This is a genomic window from Desulfurivibrio modestus (assembly GCF_044068625.1).
Taxonomy (GTDB): domain Bacteria; phylum Desulfobacterota; class Desulfobulbia; order Desulfobulbales; family Desulfurivibrionaceae; genus Desulfurivibrio.
Window position 1 is genome coordinate 1 of sequence record NZ_JBIPKH010000015.1, and the last position, 22,834, is coordinate 22,834.

General features: G+C 59.5%; 15 protein-coding genes and 1 pseudogene. 2 read left to right on the forward strand and 14 right to left on the reverse strand.

Annotated features, from left to right (window positions below; all coding sequences use genetic code 11):
- Positions 1-180: hypothetical protein (locus ACHHRT_RS09740; protein ID WP_395499580.1), on the reverse strand; the 180-nt coding region annotated here is incomplete at its 3' end.
- A 55-nt stretch (positions 181-235) separates the two neighbouring features.
- On the opposite strand from ACHHRT_RS09740, the gene ACHHRT_RS09745 reads away from it, so the two are divergent.
- Entirely contained in the window at positions 236-1,588 is a 1,353-nt protein-coding gene (locus ACHHRT_RS09745; protein ID WP_395499581.1) for an ATP-binding protein, read from the forward strand.
- 120 nt (positions 1,589-1,708) lie between these two features.
- Here ACHHRT_RS09745 and ACHHRT_RS09750 read toward each other — a convergent pair whose 3' ends face one another.
- The 6 genes from ACHHRT_RS09750 to ACHHRT_RS09775 are packed head-to-tail and all read right to left on the reverse strand — an operon-like array spanning position 1,709 to position 12,040.
- Positions 1,709-2,203 (reverse strand): hypothetical protein, encoded by a 495-nt coding sequence (locus ACHHRT_RS09750; protein WP_395499582.1) that lies wholly within the window; start codon positions 2,201-2,203, stop codon positions 1,709-1,711.
- Positions 2,204-2,230: 27 nt separating this feature from the next.
- Positions 2,231-3,406, reverse strand: a complete 1,176-nt coding sequence (locus ACHHRT_RS09755; RefSeq protein ID WP_395499583.1) for a DUF3322 domain-containing protein — start codon at positions 3,404-3,406, stop codon at positions 2,231-2,233.
- On the reverse strand, positions 3,384-6,767 hold the full coding sequence (locus ACHHRT_RS09760; RefSeq protein ID WP_395499584.1) for an ATP-binding protein: 3,384 nt from the start codon (positions 6,765-6,767) through the stop codon (positions 3,384-3,386). The genes ACHHRT_RS09755 and ACHHRT_RS09760 overlap by 23 nt, the downstream gene beginning before the upstream one ends.
- Positions 6,760-7,401 (reverse strand): DUF4194 domain-containing protein, encoded by a 642-nt coding sequence (locus ACHHRT_RS09765; RefSeq protein ID WP_395499585.1) that lies wholly within the window; start codon positions 7,399-7,401, stop codon positions 6,760-6,762. The genes ACHHRT_RS09760 and ACHHRT_RS09765 overlap by 8 nt, the downstream gene beginning before the upstream one ends.
- A gap of 9 nt (positions 7,402-7,410) precedes the next feature.
- Positions 7,411-8,856, reverse strand: coding sequence for a DUF3375 domain-containing protein (locus ACHHRT_RS09770; protein WP_395499634.1), 1,446 nt, complete (start codon positions 8,854-8,856; stop codon positions 7,411-7,413).
- A 13-nt stretch (positions 8,857-8,869) separates the two neighbouring features.
- Positions 8,870-12,040: a DEAD/DEAH box helicase gene (locus ACHHRT_RS09775; RefSeq protein WP_395499586.1), complete on the reverse strand. Its 3,171-nt coding sequence runs from the start codon at positions 12,038-12,040 to the stop codon at positions 8,870-8,872.
- A gap of 332 nt (positions 12,041-12,372) precedes the next feature.
- On the opposite strand from ACHHRT_RS09775, the pseudogene ACHHRT_RS09780 reads away from it, so the two are divergent.
- Positions 12,373-13,455: pseudogene (locus ACHHRT_RS09780) on the forward strand (Fic family protein).
- A 309-nt stretch (positions 13,456-13,764) separates the two neighbouring features.
- Here ACHHRT_RS09780 and ACHHRT_RS09785 read toward each other — a convergent pair.
- Genes ACHHRT_RS09785 through ACHHRT_RS09815 form a run of 7 tightly spaced genes read right to left on the reverse strand, consistent with a single transcriptional unit; the run spans position 13,765 to position 22,572 of the window.
- The gene (locus ACHHRT_RS09785; protein WP_395499588.1) at positions 13,765-14,781 is read right to left on the reverse strand and encodes a Fic family protein; all 1,017 of its coding nucleotides are present in this window, start codon (positions 14,779-14,781) and stop codon (positions 13,765-13,767) included.
- On the reverse strand, positions 14,778-16,667 hold the full coding sequence (locus tag ACHHRT_RS09790; RefSeq protein WP_395499589.1) for an AAA family ATPase: 1,890 nt from the start codon (positions 16,665-16,667) through the stop codon (positions 14,778-14,780). The genes ACHHRT_RS09785 and ACHHRT_RS09790 overlap by 4 nt, the downstream gene beginning before the upstream one ends.
- A 9-nt stretch (positions 16,668-16,676) precedes the next feature.
- Positions 16,677-17,456: a restriction endonuclease subunit S gene (locus tag ACHHRT_RS09795; RefSeq protein ID WP_395499590.1), complete on the reverse strand. Its 780-nt coding sequence runs from the start codon at positions 17,454-17,456 to the stop codon at positions 16,677-16,679.
- Positions 17,453-18,493: a virulence RhuM family protein gene (gene rhuM / locus ACHHRT_RS09800; protein WP_395499591.1), complete on the reverse strand. Its 1,041-nt coding sequence runs from the start codon at positions 18,491-18,493 to the stop codon at positions 17,453-17,455. Before rhuM ends, ACHHRT_RS09795 begins: the two co-directional genes overlap by 4 nt.
- On the reverse strand, positions 18,490-19,956 hold the full coding sequence (locus tag ACHHRT_RS09805) for a type I restriction-modification system subunit M (protein ID WP_395499592.1): 1,467 nt from the start codon (positions 19,954-19,956) through the stop codon (positions 18,490-18,492). Before ACHHRT_RS09805 ends, rhuM begins: the two co-directional genes overlap by 4 nt.
- Positions 19,957-19,981: 25 nt before the next feature.
- Positions 19,982-22,363 (reverse strand): EcoAI/FtnUII family type I restriction enzme subunit R, encoded by a 2,382-nt coding sequence (gene hsdR, locus ACHHRT_RS09810; protein WP_395499593.1) that lies wholly within the window; start codon positions 22,361-22,363, stop codon positions 19,982-19,984.
- Entirely contained in the window at positions 22,363-22,572 is a 210-nt protein-coding gene (locus ACHHRT_RS09815) for a helix-turn-helix domain-containing protein (RefSeq protein ID WP_011368359.1), read from the reverse strand. The genes hsdR and ACHHRT_RS09815 overlap by 1 nt, the downstream gene beginning before the upstream one ends.
- Between the last annotated feature and the right edge of the window lie 262 nt (positions 22,573-22,834).

Consider the following 22,834-nt stretch of genomic DNA (forward strand, 5'->3'; position numbering starts at 1 on the left):
CTCACACCCACCGTCGATATGGTCACGTATCTTGCCCTGGAGTTTTCGCTTCATCCCGCCCACCGCGAGCCTAAAATAACATCCGTCCATCTTTTGCTTTAATAGTAAATCATAAAATAAAGAGCTAAGAAGGCCGGCCAACCAGAAAAATTTCTTGCCATTTTTATTAGTAACCGGCAATAATTGTTTCCAGTTGCGGCATTAATCGGAAAAATTGATAGCCGGAGGTTTCGCCATGATTGACATGCTCAAAGAGATCATCCTCGATTTTCAGGAAATTGATCTGCCGACGGGTGTGCCCAGACGGGTTGCCGTTTCGCCGATGCCGGGCAAAGCCACGGTTTGCATCGGTGTGCGCCGCAGCGGCAAATCGACTTTCATGTTCCAGCTGATGAAGAAGCTGGAGGATTCCGGTGTTTCCCGTCAGAACATCCTCTATCTGAACTTTTTCGATGATCGCCTGCACAGTCTGCAACATGACAACCTGGGTGTGATTCTGGAAGCCTACTTCTCGCTCTATCCGGAAAAAAAGAATGCGGAGAAGGTTTATTGCTTTTTTGATGAGATCCAGGTCGTGCCCGGTTGGGAGCCCTTCATTGACCGCTTGCTGCGCATGGAAAAGTGCGAGGTGTACATCACCGGGTCGTCGGCTCAGATGCTTTCGCGAGAGATCGCGACCCAGATGCGCGGACGGGCACTCTCCTGGGAAATGTTCCCCTTTTCATTCCGGGAGTTTCTCGACTACAAGGGGGTCGAGCATCACGGGCCACTCTCAACCAAAAAACGTCTGACCATCCAGAAGGCATTCGAGGAGTACTGGGAAACCGGTGGCTTCCCCGAGGTCGTAGGACTTAACCGGAGGCTGCGGATCAAGACCCACCAGGAGTATTGGGGCCCAATGCTGTTCCGCGACCTCGTTGAACGCCATGCTATCTCTCACCCCAGGGCGGTCACGGATCTGGCGCATTGGCTGGTGGACAATACGGGGTCTCTCTATTCCATCAACAACCTGACCGGCTATCTGAAATCCTTGGGTCACAAAGCGCCGAAAGCCGCCGTCTCCGATTATCTCGAATGGTTCGAAGACGCCTACGTTCTGTTTACGGTGCGCATCTTTGACGCTTCGCTGGCCCGGGCCAAGGTCAACCCAAAGAAAATTTACTGCGTCGATCACGCGCTGGTGACCTCGATCAGCTCCGGCATTCTGGTCAACTCGGGACATCTCCTGGAAAACCTGGTGTTCACGGCGCTGCGCCGGATCACGCCGGAGATCTTTTACCACAAGACCAGGGCGGGCCGGGAGGTTGATTTCATCGCCGGCCGATCGGGGCCGTCCCGCATGCTGGTTCAGGTTTGTGAATCGATGGCCGACCAGCAAACCCGCAAACGGGAAACCGCAGCGCTTGCCGAGGCCATGACCGAACTGAAACTGTCGCAAGGAATCATCGTGACCCGTAACGAGGAAGAGCAGATAAAGGTTGATTCCGGCAAGATTGACGTGGTGCCAGTCTGGCGGTTTCTGCTGAATTTGCCGGAAAGCGCCGCAATTCGCCGGGCAATAGGCAGAAAAACAAAACCCGCCCAATAACCGGACGAGTAGCACCCTCGGTGCCGACTCATCCAACGTATCCAGGGCCAACAGAGCAGGCACGAAAAAAAAATTCAGCCGCCGCCCGACACTTTCTTCGTCTCTCCGGAAAGATAGTGATCAAGGCGGTAGCGCCGACACCCTTGATGTCGGCACAGACGAAGACCCAAGATATTTTTCGAACCTGCGGCACATGCGCTCGAAGGCTCTTAATTCAGCCTGGGTCATCTGGTCATAATGATCCGGTAGTATGCCGTCATCGGCCACCGATTCGGCCAGCTTTTCCAGTGGGTCGCCTGAATATTCCTCATACAGGGAAACCTGGCGGATGATGGTCCCACCAAGCAGCCACAGGTTGTCACGGTATTGCGCAAAGGTCTTGCGGGACTTTCCTTCGGCATAAAGTGCCTGCAGAAAACCGGCAAACCAGGGCAACAGTTTCCGGCCGTAGGCGAGGTCTTCCTCAACGCCCATCCAGCTCTTCGGCCACTGATCGAAATTCGGTGCCCAGGCGCGGAAACTTACGGATTCTGTCTTCTTGTTCACGTTCACATTACTCCCCCAATAAAATCCAACCCTCTCCTCATCCTGTCTGCCGCCGACCTGTCCGAACAACCGGGTCCACCTCTGATCTCTTGAAATTCACAAATTTATCAGGGCCTCAAGCAGAAAATTAAACCCTATCCGCTCTTGCTCCAGCCGGATTCGGTTACCCCAATGATTCTGGCGCAGCTGCGCGTAAAGAGCGGCTTCCTCCGCATTCAACCGCGCCAGGCTTCCCGTCGCGGGCTGGGCCTCAACTCCCCACAGCGATCGATGTTCCAGGAGAGTCCGCCGGTCCATGAGCAAGGAGGTGGTGTGGGGCAAGAGCCCCCGTAACTGGTCGAGAATGGCAAAACCGTGGGTATCGATATCCCCCCAATAGTAGATTTCTTTCTCGTGCAGCCAAGGGGCGGCGGCGAGATTGTCAAATCCGTACCCCGCTCCGAAGATCACCATCGCCTCGGGAACATCCGGAAAAGCCAGAAAGTTGATCTCGTTTTCGGTGATGAACACTTTCGATACCGGCAACTTAAGCGACGTGAAGGCGGCCTGCGTCAGGGTGATATCCTGGTCGGCTTCCGTCGGCAGCAGCCGGATATTCGGGTCCAGCATCCGAAAGCGTACCCGTGAAGGTTTGTCCAGAAAGCCATAACGGTGGCAGAATCCGCCAATGCCCGTCCGTGTTGCATCAATGGCCTCCTCCGGCAAGGCAAGATCGAGCAGTTCCGCCAGCACGCTGCGATGTCCTTCAAGCAACTTGGTATGAACACCTGGCAGGTTGATCTGGCGCGGATAAACAGCGGGGCGGGGGTGTTCGCGCAGCCAGGCGACAATTGCCAGCAGTCGCGGCCACTCCTCGGCCAGGGCCAAAGCGCGCAGCGGTCGCTTGGCCAGCCAGGGGAGCAGTTCGGGCTGCCTCTCTCCGGTCAGTTCAACCAGCGCGGCAAACTGCTCTGCCGCCCGGCGCTTGCCGATCAGTCCGAGGGCATCCTCCAGGGTATCGATCCAGATTTCCGCCGGGATCTCGTTGGTTCCCAGGACGCGGTGGTCGACGCTGCGCCACGCGATGCGATAGTGCCCGGCGGCTCCGGCCAATTGGGCGATCCATTCCCGCACCTCGGCAAACCGTTCGCTCAGCGCCTTGGAATCGGGTCCCCTGAGCGTCAAGCGCCGGGGGAAGAGCGGCTCCCCGCCAGCCAGGGAGGCCAGCAATAAACCGCGCTCCCAGAGCTTATGGGCCTGCGCTTTGAGATCAGCCGGGGTTGTCCACTTCATCCCGCATCCTTTGCTTCTCGGCCCGATACTCCTCGATGCTCAGGTTGCGCAGGACCGAGTTGCGACCGTCCTCATTGTGAACAAACCCGACACCGGCGACAAAAGGTTCAATGATATGGATTTTCTGCAAAGGCGTGACAATCAGCAGTTGCAGATTGAGTTGGGCGAATAGCCGCAAGCCGTACTGGGCCGACTCATCGGAACCCCGACCGAAAGCCTCGTCGATCACCACGAAGCGGAAAGAGCGCGAGCGCACCTCTCCCCATTCCAAACCAAACTGATAGGCCAGGCTGGCGGCGAGCACCGTGTAGGCGAGTTTTTCCTTCTGGCCCCCCGATTTTCCCCCGGAATCCGCGTAATGTTCAAATTCACCGTTGTCCTCGCGCCAACGCTCGCTGGCGGCAAACACGAACCAGTTGCGCACATCGGTCACCTTGGCCGTCCAGCGCCGATCCAGCTCGGAGTATTCCTGCCGGCCACGGAACCGTTCAATGATTCGCTTCACCTGGAGGAATTTCGCTTCCGAGTATTGCGTATCCTCCGAGCCGGTCAGCGCCCCCTCGGTACAGGCGCGCAACTCGCTCTGGAATTCCCGGATCTCGGCGTCAAGATTCATCTGCGCTTCGAGACTGATGTAGCGGCCGGGGTTGTAGTCGATCCGGGTGAGCGATTCGTTGATCCGGGCAATGCGCTCTTTGATCTTTTCCCGTTCGCGGGCCAGTTGGGATTGGAAATTCGCCACCTCCCGGATGGTGTTCTCATTGAGCAGTTCCTTGAAACGCCCTTCAAAACGGGGCAGGTCGTCGGCCCGGAGCCGATCCAGCATCGCCCGGTATTCGGGACCGGCAGCCAGATTGACATCCGCGTCCCGGGTCTCCAATGGCCAGTCCTTTTTATACTCGGCCATCGCCTTGATGATTTTTTCGCTCAGCCTGGCCAGTTTTTTGTCTTCAGCATCAATTTTACCCGTCAGCCAGTCGCGCATGTCACGCTCACGATTGTCACAGGATTCCACCGTCAGCAACTGGCTGCCGAGGGCCTCCTCACGCATCGCTTCCAGGGTTGTAAACCGCCGGGTGGAATCCGCGGCCGCTGCCGCCAGCAGGGCTTGCGTCTGCTGGTGCAATGCCTGCGCGTCACTGATTTTCTGCTCGGTTTTGGCTCGTTTGTCATTTCGTTCCTTAAGCCGTTCTTCCGTCGCTTTCAACTCCTCTTCCAGCGCGGCCAATTGCGCCGTGAGGGTTTTGAGCAGATCGGAAGCGGCCTCCAGATCGCGTTTCTCCGCCGCGAGCCTCTCGATGATCACCGCCACCGGCTTCCAGTCCAGGTCGCGGAAATCGGAGTATTCGTCCAGCTTCGAAAGGAGCGAGAGCCGCTCCTTGAGGGCCGACTGTTCCTCCAGCAGAGCGCTGATGCGGTCGCCGAGTCCGGCAAGATGCGTCTCCTGCTGTCCGGCCCGCGCTTCCAGGGCCGCGATTTTTTCGGTGTTGCTCCAACCCAGCACATAGCGGCCGCGATCATCGAGGCGATGCCGATCATCCTTTTCATGCCGCTCTCCCGGGGCCTTGATCTGCCCGGCGCGGGTGAGGGCTCGGGTCTCGCGGCGAAACTGCTCCTGAGACAGACAACAGGCCAGATTAAAGCGGTGCGCAATCTCGCGTTCGAGCCAGTCGTAAAAGGGGGAGTCGGATTTGACTTGCAGCTTGCGCGCCAGGGATTCGGGATGGAGCGCCGGCAAATCCTGGCGGCCCCCCTCCCGCACCCGGAAATAGACCAGCCTCCCCCGCAAGTGGGTGCAGTCAACCCATTCGGCCACCCCCGGGTAATAACGATCCGGCACCAGCAGGGACAGACCGAAGCCGCGCAGCAGCCGCTCAATGGCTCCTTCCCAGTCGCGCTGGTCCTCACGAACCCGCAGCAGCTCACCGGCAAACGGCAGCTCTTCTTCGGCCAGATTCAGCGCCTGGCACAGCGAACGCCGCATGGTGATCTGCTTTTGGTCGATATTACTGACCCGGGCCTTCAATCCCGTGATTTCAATTTGCAGTTGATCGTATTCCTGCCGCCCCTGGGCAAAGGCAACTTCCGCCCGGGTGCGATCATTCTGAGCCTGCGCTTCAGCTTCGGCGGCCGTTTCACGCCAGGTGGCGGTTTCAGCCCGCTGGCGCAGAAATTCTTCCGGGGTCGCGGCGGGATCTTCTCCCAGTACCCGCACCAGCTCCTCGTAGCGGGCGGCTTTCCGCTTGCGGCGTTCCAGCTCCTCCTGTTTCCGGCGTATTTCGGCGCCGAGGTTCTCGATTCGGTCGCCGCCGTTTTCCGCGATGGCGCGGCGCAGCCGCCGCTCCTCTTCCTGCTGGGCGCGCCGCTGTTCCTCCAGCCCCTCACCGGCCAGGCGGTGCCGGTTCAACTCCTCGGCCAGCGAGCCGAGACGTTTCGTGAGCAGGTCGAGCTTCAGGGCGGCGAACCAGGGGCGCAGGGCCGTGCGGCAGGCCCGCAGATTTTCCGCCGCTTGCGCCAGTTCCTGGTGGTGGTCACAATCGGCCACCAGGGGCGTAAGCGCCTCCACCTGCCGTTTGGCCTTGAGAACCGCTTCGTGGGCCCGGTTGAGATCCTCGAAGTGGCCGATCAGGGCGGAGATGCGGGGCGCGACCTCGAAGGGCTCCAGCATGTGGCTGCGCACGAAGTCGGTCAGGTTCCCCACCGATTTGAGGGAGACGGTTTGATGGAACAGCTCCAGCGCCTGCTCGTTGTCAATGCCGAAGCGGCGACGGAACCAGGAACCGTAGGGCGGAAAGTTGTCGAACAGTTCGACGCCGCGGGCGCGCAACCGTTTGCGCAGGCCGCTAATCTCGCGGCCGAATCCGGAAAAATCAGCCGCTATGGAAAGATCGCGTTCGCAGGCCGCGTACAGGCGGGCCGGCTGCGCGTTCGCATCTTTCATCCAGAAGACCTGCGCCAGGGTGACCGTTTTGTTATACCCGGCATTGTAGAAAACGCCGAGAATCACCGAATAGCTGTTGAAATCGCGCAGGGCGACCGGCTTGGCGCTGCCCAGGGTCTCCTGGCGCTCCGATTTATAATAGCCGAGCACATAGGACTTAAGCGACCGTTCGCGGCTGTCGGCTCCGGCCGCCTTGTTGTAGGCCACCCGATGGCTCGGCACCAGCAGGGTGGTGACGGCGTCGACCAGGGTCGATTTTCCGGAACCGATATCACCGGTGAGGAGGCTGTTTTTTCCACCCAGGCGCAGTGTCCAGACCCGGCCGTCGAAAGTGCCCCAGTTGAAGACCTCAAGCCGTTGCAGGCGAAAGCCGGCCAGCCGGTCATCGGCGATAAATCCCAGAAACAGCGGCTCAGCCACCTTCGCCCCCTTCCACGGCCCCGGCAAGCTGCCGCCGATATTCCGCCAGCCGCTCATCAAAGTCGGCCAGCCATTGTGCATCGACAAACGCCTTGATAATCCGCCGCACTTCGATCATCTGCCCTTGTCCCCGCAGGCGGCGCACAAAACCCAGTTCGGCGATCCTGTTCAGGGTGGCATCGACCTGATCGATCAGTTTGACCTCGTTACTGCCGGGCGGGAGAAAAATCCGGATCAACTCCACCACCTCATCCCGGGAAAGGATCAGGCGGGTGTCGCCGCCGCCGGCATCAAACTCGGCCAGCTTTTTGCGTAAAAGCGCGAGCAGCAGACTGACCGGATAGGAGAGCTGCCGCCGGGCAACCAGACGCGGGATGGTCGCTGCGCCGTCGTCATCCTTTTCCGGCCGGGCGCGTAGAAAAGCGTATCCTTCCGCCTCGTCGAGCATCAGCTCCAGGCCGAGTACCGCCACGTAGTCCCGGACACTCGCCTGCAGCTTCAGCAGCGAGCCCCACAATCCCGGATTTTCGTCCTGATAAATCACCCCCTTTAACAGGGGAACCACCACTGCCGACAGCTCATGGGCCGGATTGGCCAAATGGCCGGAATCGTTGATATCTGCGTGCTCCATCATCGGTTCCTTTCAGTCCCTCAGCAAGATAATGCGCGGTAGAGTCGCCTGGCGGATGCGGCCGGTGTCGGACTGCCAGCTTACCTGTTCCCGCGCCTCTTCATCCACGGCCGTGCTGGGCCAGGCTCCGGCCAGTTGCAGGTAGGTAACCAGTTCGGCCAGCCCCTGACGCAGCGGGTGGCGCAAAACCACCTCGGCAAGGCTGATCTGGCTGCGGTTTTGCAGCTCCTGGCGGATATTTTTACGCAACTCGGCCCGGTCAACCACGATCTGCGCGTAGAGCGCCGCCGTATCCACCTCCGCATCCCCTTCATCCGGTGCCATCCCGGTCAGGAGCGGCTTGAACGGCGGCCGGTAAAGAGGCCGCTCCAGGGGGAGCTCGACGTTGGCCGCAGTCTCGGCCAGGGGCATGAAATCTCCCGGGGGGAAATCTTCGTGCAGCGCCAGGGCATGGTTTTCGATGCCGTGCAGGATCTCCATGATGCGCCGGTTCTCCAGCCAGGCCTGGTCGTCGAGAAAGCGGCGCAGTTGCTCGGAAAGCCTGGCCACCGTGCGCTGGGTGTGTTCTCCCGCCTCCAGCCAGTCGTAGTGTACCCGCTGCAGCCGGGTTTCAGGGTGCATGGCGGCAATCGGCGGCAGGGACAACACCTGCTGGAGCAAGCGGCTTAACTCTTCCTGCCGGGACTGGGACATCAGGAAATCCCAGAAGGCCCGGAAGCTTTTTCCCTGGTCCGAATCGGCGATGGCGTCCCGCTCGCCCATGATCTCTTCGAGCAGCGCCCCCTTGGCCCCCTCCCACAGGGCAACGCGTTCGCGCACCCGCCGGTCGAGGGTGCGGAAATTTTGCTCCACCTCGCGAAAGTCGGCCAGCAGTTCCCGCGCCAGTTGCAGAAACTGCTGGAAACGGTCCTTCAGCGCCGTATCGTCCAGCAGCGGAATATCGCCCGCCAGAATGCGGGCGATTTCGGCGTCGATATCGCTGCGGCGTTTTTGCAGTTCGGCGATCCGCACCTGCGGATCGGTCTGGCTTCCCTCTTCCATCTGCCGCAGCAGCGCAAACAGGGTGAGGAGACGGGATTCCGTGCCGACAAAGGCTCGTGCGGTCAAACCCTCCAGCCAGGCCAGGGCCTTTTCCGTCGCCGGGGTCAGGTCAAAGTGTGGTTCATCCGTGCCGGCCGGATAGAATTTCCGCAGCCATCCCTTGTCGTTTTCGGCCCAGTCGTTGAGATAGCTGTGCGCGGTTCCCGGAAAGGCCTCGGCTCCAAGCTGCTCGCGCAGGGCAAAGAGTTCGTCTTCCAGTGCTTCGACCAGATCGGCCTGCGGTAGATTCCGCACATTGGGCACAATAAATACCCGGTGCAGAAACCCGGCCACCAGCGGCGCGTGCTGGGCGCACAGCAACCGCCAGGCCGGGTGGTTCCGGCGGAGCAGTTCCAGGGTGGCGAAGTCGAGACCCACGATCCGGCCGCCCTCACGCTCCGACAAAGGCCTCGACCTCGGCGGCGAGGCCGTGGACCAGTTCCGGCGGCACCGCGCCGCTCTGGGCGAAGCTTGCGGCCCGCATCAGGAGCGTTCCCTCCTCCTGGCTGAGCACTCCTCGGGGCAGAGCCTCGCCGTAAACCCAGACTCCGACCTCCCGCGGTTCGATCGGGATAGCGCGGCCGGCCCGGTCGGCGGCGGCGGCGAGCAGGGCGGCGAGCAGCAGTTCCGCCGCGCTTTCCGTAAGCTGCTGGTCGAGGAGCAGCCGGGCGGCTCGCAGCTTTTCCGCCGCCCGGAGGGCGAGCAGCGAGCGGCCGCTGCCGGTGGGCTCGGGGGTCGCGTCGTAATAGGAAGGGGCCGCGGCAAGCGGCGAGGCGGCCCCCAGCCGGGCGAGTCCCTGGACCGCCAACCGGTCGAGGAGTGCCACCGCCACCGTTGCCGACAGCCGGGCTGCCAGCCGGTCGTCGTCGGGCTCCACCCGGTCGATGACCGCCACCAGCCCGCCGCCGGCGCCGTAGATTCGCTCGAGTCGGGCGCCGAAGGTTTGCTGCAGCTCCTCGATAACGCGGCTGATCGCCGCTTCGATGCCGGTCGCCGCCGGTGCCGCCGTCTTTTCGGCGGCACCGGCCGGCTCGGTTGCGGTCTGGTCTTCCGTCTCCTCGCCGACCGCCGCTTCCTTGTCGTCGGCCGGCTGCTCCGGCTCGGCCAGGTTGTCGATCAGGGTGTCGAGGAGCTTCTTCGACACCCCGACCACATCCTCGGATGCCTCCTCGCCCACCACGTGGTCGAACAGCTGCTGCTTGCCGCGCACCAGGGCGAGAACCTGTTCCTCGTAGGAATCGGCCGCCACCATGGTGATGATCTGCACGGTGCGGGTCTGGCCGAGGCGGTGCACCCGGGCGTTGCGCTGCTCGAGCACCGCCGGGTTCCAGGGTACGTCGAGATTGACCAGTACCGAGGCCGCCTGCAGGTTGAGGCCGACGCCGCCGGCATCGGTGGAGATGAAGACCTGCACCGCGTCGTCGTCGCGGAAGCGGTCCATGAGGGCACCCCGCCGGGCGGTGGGTACGCCGCCGTGCAGCCGTACGTAGCCGAGACCCATCTTGCGCAGCCGATCCTCCACCAGGCGGGTCATCTGTTCCCACTGGGAAAAGACCACCGCCTTGAGCCCGGACTGCAGGCAGAGCTCGTCAAGCAGGGCGGTCAGCTCGTCGAGTTTCGGCGAACCCTTGGTCTCCTTGTCGACCAGTCCGGCGGCGTTGCAGGCCATGCGCGCCTGCTGCAGGGCGGCGAGCAGCCGGTTCCGTTCGGTGGGGGTGAGCGGCCGCTTACGGGCGATCCGGGCGAGGCGGCCGGCCCTGGCCAGTCCCTCGTCGTGCAGGTCGCGCTGGCGGGCGGTCAGCGCCACGTCAAGTTGCTGGACGATGCGTTCCGGCAACTGGTCGCGCACCAGGCGCCGGTCGCGGCGCAGCATGACCGGTGCCAGCCGCCGGCGGAGCACCGACAGGTTGCGGTAGCCGAGCACCTTGCCGCGGGCATCGGTGACGTGGAAATCGACCAGGTAGCGCCAGAGCGGCCCGAGAACCCCGGGGTCCACCACCTGCATCAGGCTGTAAAGATCCTCCAGCCGGTTCTCAAGCGGCGTGCCGGTGAGCACGAAGGCGTGGCGGCTGCCGACAAGCTTCACCGCCGAGGCGATCTTGGTGCGCCAGTTCTTGAGGCGCTGGGCCTCGTCGAGAATGACGAGATCCGGCCGCATGGTGTCGTTGATCACCGCCAGATCGCGCAGCACCAGTTCGTAGTTGACGATGGAGAAGGCGGCCCGCCGCCGGTACTGGGCGCCGCGTTCCGGCGGCGGCCCCTCGATGAGCTGGACCGGCAGGCCGGTGAACCGTTCAATCTCCCGGGCCCACTGCTGCTTGAGGGAAGCCGGACAGATCACGAGCACGGTCTCCAGTCCATCCCGCTCCCGCAGCCAGGCCGCGGCGGCGATCGCCTGCAGGGTCTTGCCGAGGCCCATGTCGTCGGCCAGCAGCGCCCGGCCGCGGCCGGCCAGGAAGGCCGCCCCCTCCACCTGGTAGGGATATAGCCGGGCTCGCACGCCGGGCAGCTGGCCGCCGGAGGCGCGGATCTCGCGGCCGATGGCCTCGGCCCGCAACTGCCGGGCGGCGGCGGCCGCCAGATGGTTGGCGAAATCGACGGCATCCTCGCCGAGATGCAGGTCGGAGCGCTCTTCGACCAGCTCGACGAAACGGAAAAAATCATCGGGCAGCCGGCCGCTGAAAAAGCCGGCCGCATCGAAATAGCGGTCGCAGACGGCCGCCAGCTCGGGCCGCACCTCCGGCGCTCGGTGCAGGCGGAGGCGGGGCGCCTCGGCCACGTCCCAGGCCAGATGGACGTAAGAAAAGGGGGCCGCCTGGTCCTTGAATTTTTCGTACTCCGGGTGCTTGCGGACCCGGTGCAGCACCGCCTCGATGTGCTTGCAGGTGCCGAGCCGGTTGTTGGCGAAATCGGGACAGGAACAGAAGTTGGCCCGGCGCTTGAGGCTGCGGATGGTCACCCGGTGGTTCTGGGGAAAATGGGTGGCGGCGGCGACCGACGAGGCAAGCCAGGAGCCAAACCAGGGCTCGCCGCTCGCCGGCTGCACCTCCACTTCGGCCAGGCCCCGCTTGGTGCGCTCGGCAATGGCAATGTCGGCGGCCCCGAGCAGGGTGCGGTCGGTCTGCCGGCGGTCGGCGTGGGCCTGGAGGGCCGCCACCTGGTGGCGGCAGACCGGGCTGCCGTCCGACGGGGCGCAGTCGCAGGCAAAGGACAACCGCCCGTTCGCGTAGACGATCCGCACCGCAAGCGGCCCGCCGCTTGCGTCGTCCTCGACGGTGGCAAGCAGGGTATCGTCCGCGCAATCGACCTCGAGCACCCGGTGTTCCTTGAAGGCGGCCAGCCCCAGGCGGAACTGCTGCTCGTCGCAGAGCCGCCGCAGCTCTTCGCCGTCCAGGAGGAAGGGGTCCCGCCGCGCATTACCGGCCGATCCGGCCGGTTCGGGCGTGGGCTGAACCTTTGGGAGGGCAGCGCGGCCGGCTTTTGTTCGTCCGCAGCCGCGCTCCGGCCGCAGCGGCGTGGTTTTCTGGCTTTTTTTCATTTTGACCGGCTCGCTCTTTTGCAAAAGAAGGGATTAGTGCCGTTTCCGGGATCAATGCTGTGAAAACTCATCAAGTACCCCGAACCCCGATGCAGGTCAATGAATAATCAGAGTTTTCATGCCCATCATTTTCAGCCTACCGCACGACTTCGAGGCCAGGGTAGCGGCGGAGTTTAACCGGATGATCGAAGGGACAGCGAAGCTTAACAAAGGAATCAGCGAGGCGGGAGCGGAATCGTCGGACGATGAAACCCGTTGAACATATTATCCGGCCATGTTCTATACATGAGGCAGACAACATGCATACAAAAACCGATTTCTCTATACATGTTTTTTCGATATGACAAGGTATGGCCATGATTGAAATTCCGCCTTTACACCACCTGCCGCCTGGTCGTTTCGAGACGGCCGCCATCTTAAAAAAAATGGCTGCCGCCAGCCGCAAACTTGCCTAACTCAAGGGAGTGGCCGCTTCCATCCCCAATCAGGGTATACTCATCAATGCCCTGGGCATGCAGGAGGCCAAAGACAGTTCCGCCATCGAAAACATTGTCACTACCCACGCCGAGCTGTTCAAAGACGATGCCTTTCCCGAAGGCCCTGCCAATCCGGCAACCAAGGAGGTTTTGCGCTATCGGCAGGCCCTGCGGGTCGGCTTTGAGGCCGTGCGGCAGAACGGCATCATTACCCTTAATCATATCGAGGCGATCCAGGCGGAGCTGGAACAAAACAGCGCCGGGATGCGCAGGCTGCCCGGAACCGCACTGAAAAACGGGGCCGGCGACACCGTTTATACCCCGCCCCAGGATCACGCCACCATCGTGGCCCTGATGCGCGACCTTGAGCGGTTCATCAACGATCCGGCAACTTTTGACGCCGACCCGCTCATCAAAATGGCCCTGATCCATCATCAGTTCGAAAGCATCCATCCGTTTTATGACGGCAATGGCCGTACCGGCCGAATCGTCAATGTCCTCTATCTGGTGAAGGAAGGGCTACTGGACATCCCGGTGCTCTACCTCAGCCGCCATATCGTCCGAACCAAAACCGACTACTACCGCCTGCTGCAAGCAGTGCGCGACCGGGACGCCTGGGAGGAATGGGTCGCCTACATGCTGACCGCTGTGGAGCAAACCGCCGGGGAAACCATCGTCACCATCCACGCCATCAAGGCCGCCCTGCTGGACGCCAAGCACCGCATCCGCAGTCAGTACAAGTTTTACAGCCAGGACCTCATCAATAACCTCTTTACCCACCCATACACCAAGATCGAATTCATCGAACGCGATTTGAAGGTCTCCCGGCTGACCGCCACCAAGTACCTCAACGCCCTGACCGGGGGAGGTTTCCTTGAGAAACGGAAAATCGGCCGCTCAAACTACTATATCAATCTGGCGCTTAACGCGATTTTGACGCGTGAAAACCTGGGTGGAGAGTAAACTGAACCATGGCCCCTAAAACCAGTTCCAAACTCGGCCACCGGGTGCGCAAAAGCTCGGTGGTCGATTGGCTCGTCGCGGTCGCGGCGGTCGAGCAGCACCGGGTGACGCCGGAGATCTTCTACTGTTCAAGACCAAGTCTGGCAGAGAGGTGGAGCGAAAATCTACTTGATCGATTACTTAGTCGACCCCATCTCATAAGCATTGCTTAACAGTTGCCATACCGAAGCCGTCTTTACCAGCTATTCGAAAAATTCGAATAGCTGCGTTACCACCCGGTTTTCACCATCACCGACATTTTGTCGCGAGTTATCCACCACCGTGCTGGGCCATCACCTGGCGGCCCTTGTCGGTCAGGCGGTATTTCTGTTTGCTGCTGCGCGGCTTGTCGGGGATAGTCATTTCAATCAGTCCGGCATCCAGAGCCGGGAGCAGGTAGGCCTTGCGGAAATGTTCATCGTCTTTCAACCCGAGCGCCTCTTTGAGCTGTTGCCGGGTCATCTCTCCGGCAAGAGCTGAGAGCAGTCGAACTTCCGGGGTGACTTCCGGTGCGACTTCCGGGGTCGAACTGGTCACCGTATCCAGGATCATCCACAGCATGAAGGCGATAAACGGCGCGGAATCGGTCTTTTGGGTGCTTTCCTGAATAGCCTGGTAGTACTCGGCCTGGTGCTCGAAGATCAGGCTTTCCACCGGGATGTCGGCGAACAGAGGATTCCAGCGGGCCAGAATCAGGCTCTGCCACAGCCGCCCCATGCGGCCGTTGCCGTCGGCGAAGGGGTGGATGAATTCGAACTCGTAGTGAAAGACCGAACTGGCGATGAGCGGATGGGCGTCGGTGGCGGCCAGCCAGCCAAAGAGGTCACCCATCAGTTGCGGCACCCGGTCGGCGGGCGGGGCCATGTGGATTACCTGCTGGCCCGCCATCACCCCCACACCGCCGTGCCGATACAGCCCTGCCTCGTCGATCAGGCCGGACATCAGGATCCGGTGCGCCTCCAGCAAGTCCTTTTCCGCATCTGGCTTCCAGGTGTGGAACCGGTCGTAGGCGGCCAGGGCGTTCTTCACCTCCTGCACCTCGCGGGGCGGGGCGATCACCCGTTTGCCCTCCAGAATCGCGGTGATCTGCGCTTCGCTCAGGGTGTTGCCTTCGATGGCCAGCGAGCCGTGAATGGTGCGGATGCGGTTGATGCGCCGCAGCCGCAAGGATCTGGCCTGATCGGTGAGCACGCTCAGCCGCCCGATGGCCTCGCTGATCGCGGCGACCCGGTTCAGGATCTCCGGGGTGATGGTGTAGGGCGGCTGGTAGGTGGAGGGCTTGCTCATGGCGCAACCTCCTCTCCTTCCGCACCAGCCGGACATTTCGTCTTGATGAACTCGAACATGGGTCGGAAGACTTCGAAGCAGGCCGGGGCCAGGGTTGGCACAACATCTTTGGCGAATGCTACTTTCTGGCCATCGCTGACAAATTTTATAAAGCCATCTGTCCGATCGGTATCGACAACAAAGTATTGATCTAAACCTGGTACGCCATGGAACAACAACTCGATGGTCAGTAATGACTTATTGCCATAATTACCGCCGGTATGTGGGTTGATTACCTGATTGCGAATTTGCCCGTTGGCGGGCACGGGTAAAAGCATCGCGTAACTTTCATAAGCATTGTGTTTTTTCACCAAACACTGACATGGATCGGTTTGCACATTTTGTCCAAGTTGGTTCCAGTCGTTGTATGCCTCATCAAAGTCAAAAACAGAGAAAAAGGTTCGTCCTGGGTGATTTTGGTAAAGCGTATTGTCTTTAATAAGGTTGCGAAGGAATCCACAACTGAACGCATTCTGTATCTCAAAATTGCGTTCCTCGGTCGGAAAAAGTTTCGACCACGCAGTTTCAAGAATCATCTCATCGGTGATCCCCTCAGTAAACAAGACGGCTCCGGTAGTATTCTTGAGAACGTGATGAATGTTTAACCGAGCTTCACTCTCGGAAAATGAAATTAACCCTGCAGAGAGCGACTTAATGACATCAGCTTTCCTGACCTTCTTTGAGACAACAGTAGAGCCGTCAAATTCAAACAGGTTGATGACGCTCTCATTGGCATTTGTAATGGTCGACGCGCTATGGCTGCTCATCAGCACATGGTTGTTTTTGGCGGTGGTGTCGGTGATTTCGAAGACCTGTTTGAGGAAGTCGAACTGCCATTCCGGGTGGAGGAAGGAGTCGGGCTCGTCGAGCAGGGTGATGCAGTTGCGGTCCTTGAACAGCTCGACGATGGAGTAGATATACACCGACTGGAACTGGCCGTCGCTGAAGTGGGCGATGGTGGCATCCACGCCGCCGGCCAGTTGCAGGGGGATGGTGATCTCGGCCAGCATCCCCAGGGTCTTCAGGTTGTCGAGCTGGCGAAACAGCTCCTGGGGGGTTAGGTCGGCGAATTCCTGCCGAATTTTGGCGATATCGAAATAGAGGATGTAACGAGCTGGTTCGGAGAAATAACCCTCTGAGCGCACCGGGCTGCCGGTGGCGGTGTTGATGCAGCCATGGAGTCGGTCGAGAAAGGTTTGGGTGATCCCCTCCGGCTGCCAGTAGCGGTCGGTTTCGTCGTTGAATTCGATATCAAAACGGGAATCGGCGGCGTAGGCGGGACGTGCCAGCACCACCTTCGCTTCTAAGGCCACAGTTTCAATGCCGAGCTTCTGGCAGATAAATTGCCGCGCCTTGCAGGTGTCGGCCTGCATCAGCAGCACGGCCAGCAACAGCTCCTTGTAGTCCGGGCCGATGCCGATGAAATACCGCGCCGCGTCAAAATCGGCGTGCTTGATGCGTTTGCGGAAGGCCTTTTCATACTGCTCGACCAGCTTTGCCACCGTGTCGTTGTGGCCGGAGTAGTAGATCAGCACATTGTCCGGCAGCGGCGTCTTGCCGATGGTTTTTCGTTCCTTGCCGCCTATGGTCAGCTTTCCGGAGTTCCAGCCGAGCTCGGTGGCCTTACCGTCGATCTCGAAGCCGATGCGGTAATTGAATTCACAGGCAGCCTTGTCACGATCGAACTCGACGATATGACGGAATATTTCGATAAGCGCCTCGAACAGGTTGGATTTACCGGTGCCGTTCTTGCCGACAAAGACATCGATAAAGCTGCTGCCGTCGAAGCTCAGGGAAAAGTCCCGAAGGTTCTTGTATTGGCCGATATAGAGCGATGTCAGACGCATGGCATCTCCCTATACCTGAGCCATCACGAAGTTGAGCAGTTCTGTTTGTTGAGCAGTGGCGGCTGCGCGCAGTTTTTCCAGCTCATCGCAGCGGGCCATCAACTGATCTATGCGGGTAACGATGCGATGTTGTTCGGGGAGGGGGGGGAGCGGTGCAAATTTTTCATTCAGCACTTTGAAATGCCGGGCATATCCCCGATCTGTTAGATCAAATGATTGAATAAGACGGTAGAGAAACTTGGTTAATACAGCTTTGAATGGGCAAAGGACTTTTACTCCATCAGCTCCGATGATGAAATCAAAGTCTATGAATTTAATATTTTTTGTGTGATCACCGAATACAATGACAGGACGATCAATGTGGAGCAACTTTGACCCATCGTCATTGTAGCCAGTAATGAAGTTTTTCCCTTGGTCAACAACGGGGAACTGCCCACTCTCTCGATAATCCTTAGTCTGGATTTGATTCGATTTGTTACCTATCCCGAAATAACATTCTGGTAGCCTCACCCACGCCCACCCCTGAGGCAGTTGATAGGGCACTTCCTCCGGTTTGATGGGCGGCAGGGGTTTGGGCTTCTTGATTTTGCCCGCCTTCACCAGCCGCTGTTTTTCGGCCTCGATCTCTTTCAGTAGTTCCGAGGCAGACGGATCCTTCGGGTCCTGGGCAACCAGCTTACCCTGCATGGCCAGAGTCAAAATCAGCTCGCGCAGTTTGGCGATACCGTCAGGAGCTGCAAAGGCAGTATCGAAATACTCTTCCAGAAGGTTGCGAATGGCCTCTGTCATTTCTTGTCCTCCTTCTTGCGCGTCGCTTCGATTTTCTTCAGTTCGGCCTCCGCCTCGACAAAGTGTTTCTCCACCTCGGTCGGCTCTTCCAGTTGCCGGACATGGAATTTTTCAAATTCCTCATGGGCCTTGCGCAATGCCTTGTCGTGGCTGATCTTTCCGGCATGGGTGAGGATGTCGCGGCCTGAGAGCTTAAGGAAGTCATCGAGCTTGCCGATCCAGTCGCGCATGGTCATGGCCTTGCGCTGAATGGCCTGCAGCTCGGCGAAATCGAGATAGAGAGTGACGATGCGGTTAAGCAGATCCAGTTCTTCGGCAGTCAGGTAGTTCTTGGCGATCTCGGTCTCATTCTTACTGATGCGCGAGCCCACCCAGTTGGTCATACCTATGTTGGGTTGGGTGGCATCGACCCGGCTGTAGATAACCTCGGCGGCGGTCTGTCCGTGGGCGGCCCAGTGCATCTTGTTCTGGATGATTTTGAAAAACTCGCGGGAGACGTCGGATTTCGGGTCGTAGTCGATGCTGGTGGCGTAGATATCCAGCACCTTGCGCCAGAAAACCTTTTCCGAGGAGCGAATGTCGCGGATGCGGGCCAGCAGCTCGTCGAAATAGCTGCCGCCGCCCGCCTTCTTGAGGCGTTCATCGTCCATGGCGAAGCCCTTGACGATGTACTCCCGGAGCCGCTGGGTGGCCCAGATGCGAAACTGCGTGCCGCGCAGGGACTTGACGCGGTAACCAACGGAAATAATCACGTCCAGGTTGTAGAAATTGGTCGGCTTGGTGGAAAATTCGGAAATTCCGATTTTTCTCATCACCTTCTCGGGGATCAGCTCGCCCTCGGTAAAGATGTTCTTGATGTGCTCGTTAATCGTGGACTTGGCCTTGTCGAAAAGCGTAGACATCTGATCCTGGGTAAGCCAAACCGTTTCGTCCTGCAGCCGGGTTTCGAGTCGGATGCGGCCGTCTTCGGTCTGATAGAGCAGGATTTCGGACTGTTCATCCTGTCGAGTCGGCAGATTCGAGTCTTTCCTGCTCATGCCTTACCCCCCAGGCAGGCCATCAACTCGGCCTTCAAGGCTGCCTGCGCCGCATCGAGCTGGTGGACGATCTGCTGATACTCGGCCATCAACTCTTCCGGATCGCGGTGGTTGACCTCCACCTCGTGGGGGTTCTTGCAGTCCAGGTTGTAGTTGCGTGCGATTAGCTCCTTGGCCGAGACCTTCCAGGCCTGCTCGGTGACCTTGCGCCCCTTGCGCTCGGCTCCGCCCCACCAGGCCTTTTCGAGATCGAACTCAGCGATGGTCAGGGGCTTGGAGCGGGAGTAGGACTTGTAGCCCTCGGGATACGGGTGCGCGAAGAACCAGACCTCTTTGGTCGGCCCGCCCTTCTCGAAAAAGAGGATGTTGGTGGCGATGCTGGTGTAGGGGCTGAACACGCCCTTGGGCAGACGCACGATGGTGTGCAGGTTGAACTCCGTAAGCAACTCGCGCTTGAGGTTGGTCTTGGTACCCTCGCCGAACAGAAAGCCGTCGGGCAGCACCACGGCTGCCTTGCCGGTGTCGTGTTTAAGCAGGTGCATGATCAGCGCCATGAACAGGTCGGCGGTTTCGCGAGTCTGGTACTTGCGCGGGAAGTTGTTCTCGATGCCGTCTTCTTCCATGCCGCCGAAGGGCGGATTGGTGATGATCAGATCCACCCGATCGCGGGGGGAGTAATCCTTGAGCGGTCGACTCAGGGTGTTGTCGTGGCGGACGTTGGTGGGCACGTCGATGCCGTGCAGCATCATGTTGGTCATGGCCAGCATGTGCGGCAGGGGTTTCTTCTCCACGCCGTGAATAGACTCCTGCAGGCGCTTGCGGTCGTCGGCTGTCTTGACCTGCTTGTTCAGATGCTCGATGGCGCAGGTGAGAAAGCCGCCGGTGCCGCAGGCTGGGTCAAGAATGGATTGCCCGAGCTGCGGGTCGAGCATGTCGACCATGAACCGGGTGACGGCGCGGGGGGTGTAGTATTCGCCCGCATTACCGGCGGATTGCAGGTCAGAAAGAATCTTTTCGTATATGTCGTTGAACAGGTGACGGTCGCCGGATTTGTTGAAGTCCACATCCTCTTCGATGGTGTTGATCACCTGGCGCAGCAGGGTGCCGGATTTCATGTAGTTGTAGGCGTCCTCGAAGACCGAACCGACCACCTTGCCATGGGGCGAAACACCGGCGGCGGTGGCCAGTTTCTTGAGCGCCGGGAAAAGGTCGTTGTTGACGAAGTCGATCAGCTCCTCACCGGTCATCCCCTCGGGGTTCTTGGCCCAGCTGGACCAGCGGAAACGGCTGGGCAGCGGCGACTTGTAGTCTGGGACGGTGAGCTGCCACTCTTGCTCCTTGTCGTCGAAGATCTTCAGGAAAATCAGCCAGACCATCTGGCTGATGCGCTGAGCGTCGCCATCGACGCCGACATCCTTGCGCATGATGTCCTGAATGGCTTTGATCAGGGTGGTGAGTGACATAGTAGTTTTACTCCAGTTCTTTTTGTCAGGCGCTATAGAGGGCCTGTTCCAGGTCGTTGACAGCCTGCTGATACTGATCCAGCCCACCAAAGACGCGGATGATTTCCATCGGGGTACCGAAATCGGTAAAGGGGGCAATGGTGAGAATCTGCGTCTCTTCGATATGGGCCACGCCTTCATCGGCGTACTTATCGAGCAGGGCCTCCAGCACTCGGCGGGCCTGCTCTCCGTAGCGGGTGAAGTAGTTGCGCTTCTTCACCTGTTCCGCCCGCTCCTTGCGGGTGAGGGGCGGCATATCCCAGGCGACATGGCAGACCAGATCGAAGGGATCGAAGGCTTTGCCGGATTGCCGCCCGATCTCATCGGCAAGGGCATCGAAGAACACTCCCTGTTCTGACAGCTCGTCGATGATGGCCTGCTTCTTCTCGGTGCTGCTCCAGCGGCGGAGGAAATCGTCGAGGCTGGCGTACTCCCTGGCCAGGGCCTTGCGGGTGTAATCCTTGAGGGATTCGGTGATCAGCTTGCCGTTGGCGTCGAAATACTGGACGCGCTCGGCGGCGACCCTGACCTCGACACCCTCCACTACGTAACGGCGAATGCCGCCTTCCTCTCCTGGGCCGGGTTCAGCGACGCCGGTCCAACCCTGGTCCTCTCCGGGTTCCGGGTAGGTGACGCCACCGCCAACTTCGGGATCAACGGGAACATCCGGCGGCACCGGTGACTGATCCCCGCTGGGTTCGTAAATCTGCACCGGGTCGCCGTCGAAATCAGGATCGGCAAACAGCTCGGTGGCCTTTTTGAAGTCGATGATGGTGAAGTAGTACTTGCCGTAATCTTCGTTGATACGGGTGCCGCGCCCGATGATCTGCTTGAACTCGGTCATGGACTGAATGCGCTGGTCGAGCACGATGAGTTTGCAGGTTTGGGCGTCGATGCCGGTGGTCATCAGCTTGGAGGTGGTGGCAATAACCGGATATTTGCTCTCCGGGAAGATGAAGTTGTCCAACTCGGCCTTGCCTTCCTCGTTGTCGCCGGTGATGCGCATGACATATTTGCTGTTCTGTGCCACCAGGTCGGCGTTTTCATTGACCAGAGCCTGGCGCATGCGTTCGGCATGGTCAATGTTTTCACAGAAGACGATGGCTTTGTCGAAGCGGTTGGTCTGTCTGAGGAACTCGGTGATCTTTTTTGCTACCAGCCGGGTGCGCTGTTCAAGGACCAGGGTCTTGTCGAAATCCTTCTGGTTGTAGATACGGTCTTCGATCTCGTTGCCGTACTTGTCGATCATGCCCTTGTCGGGCCGCCAACCGGTCAAGTCCCGGTCGAGATCGATGCGCACGACCTTGTAGGGGGCAAGGAAACCGTCGTCGATGCCCTGCCGGAGGCTGTAGGTATAGATGGGGTCGCCAAAGTAGTCGATGTTGGAGACTTCTTTGGTCTCCTTGGGCGTGGCGGTAAGGCCGATCTGGGTGGCGGAGGTGAAGTATTCGAGGATTTCACGCCAGGCCGAATCGGCGGCCGCGCTGCCTCGATGGCATTCATCAATGACGATGAGGTCGAAAAAATCGGGACTGAACTGCCGGTAGATGTTTTTCTCTTCTTCGTTGCCCGTGACGGCCTGATAGAGGGAAAGGTAAATCTCGTAGGACTTGTTGGCCTGCCGCTTCTGGATCTTGGTCATGGCCGAACCGAACGGCTTGAAGTCGTTGGTCATGGTCTGGTCGACCAGGATGTTGCGGTCGGCAAGAAACAGGATGCGTTTCTTTGCCTTGGACTTCCACAGCCGCCAGATAATCTGGAAGGCGGTGAAGGTCTTGCCGGTACCGGTAGCCATCACCAGCAGAATACGATTCTGGCCCCGCGCTATCGCCTCGATGGTTTTGTTGATGGCCAGCAGTTGGTAATAGCGCGGACTTTTATCGCTGCCGTCGCTGAAATAATCCTGCGTGACCAGTGCATTCTGCTGATCGTTCAGGCCACGGTGCTGCGCCCACCATTGCCATAGAGTTTCCGCAGTGGGGAATTCGTGGAGGGCAAGTTCATGTTCGACAATGCCGTCCAAGGCAATCTTATTGTGGAACAGAAAGCCGTCGCCGTTGGAGCTGAATACAAAAGGCACTTGCAGCATGTCAGCGTAACCCAACGCCTGTTGCATGCCGTCGCCAACAGTGTGGTTGTTGTCCTTGGCCTCGATAATGGCAATGGGGATGTTCGGCTTGTAAAACAGGACATAATCGGCACGCTTGTGCTTGGCCCGGGTATGCAGCTTGCCACGCACGATGATGCGGCCCTTCGTGAGAGGAAACTCTTCACGAATTTGGGTCGTGACATCCCAGCCCGCCTTCTCCAGGGCAGGGGTGATGTACTTCGTGCAGATATCGCGCTCGGAAAGTTGTTTCTTATTCATCAGGCCAACTTCCCTTGTTTTTTCATCCGCTCACAAAAAGCTTCGAATTGCCTTCGCGCCAGTTTGAAGGGAACCGTCTTGCTGTTTTCCCAGCGGTTGATCGTGGAAAAGCTCACGCCCAGCTCGTGAGCCAGCTCTTCCTGGCTCAGCCCCAGTTGCTGGCGGACCTCTTTGACCGTCTCCGCAAAATTTTCCGGTGCCTTTGCCATATCGGTTTGCCTCAATTCCTGGTGCGCCACCAATTCACGGGCGGCAAGCGAACGTATTTTGCCCAACGTACAATTACGGTCCTCAATATAGCAGGTGACAACGCATGTGGAAAGATGAAAGTCGGCGGTTATTTCAGAATTCTCCGACACATCCCAACGCCACCCGGTAAGTAACCCTCAGAAGGCCAGCACGAAAAAATTTCACCCGACGCCCGACACTTTCTCCGTCTCTCCGGTAAGTAAGGGCATAAACCACAACGAG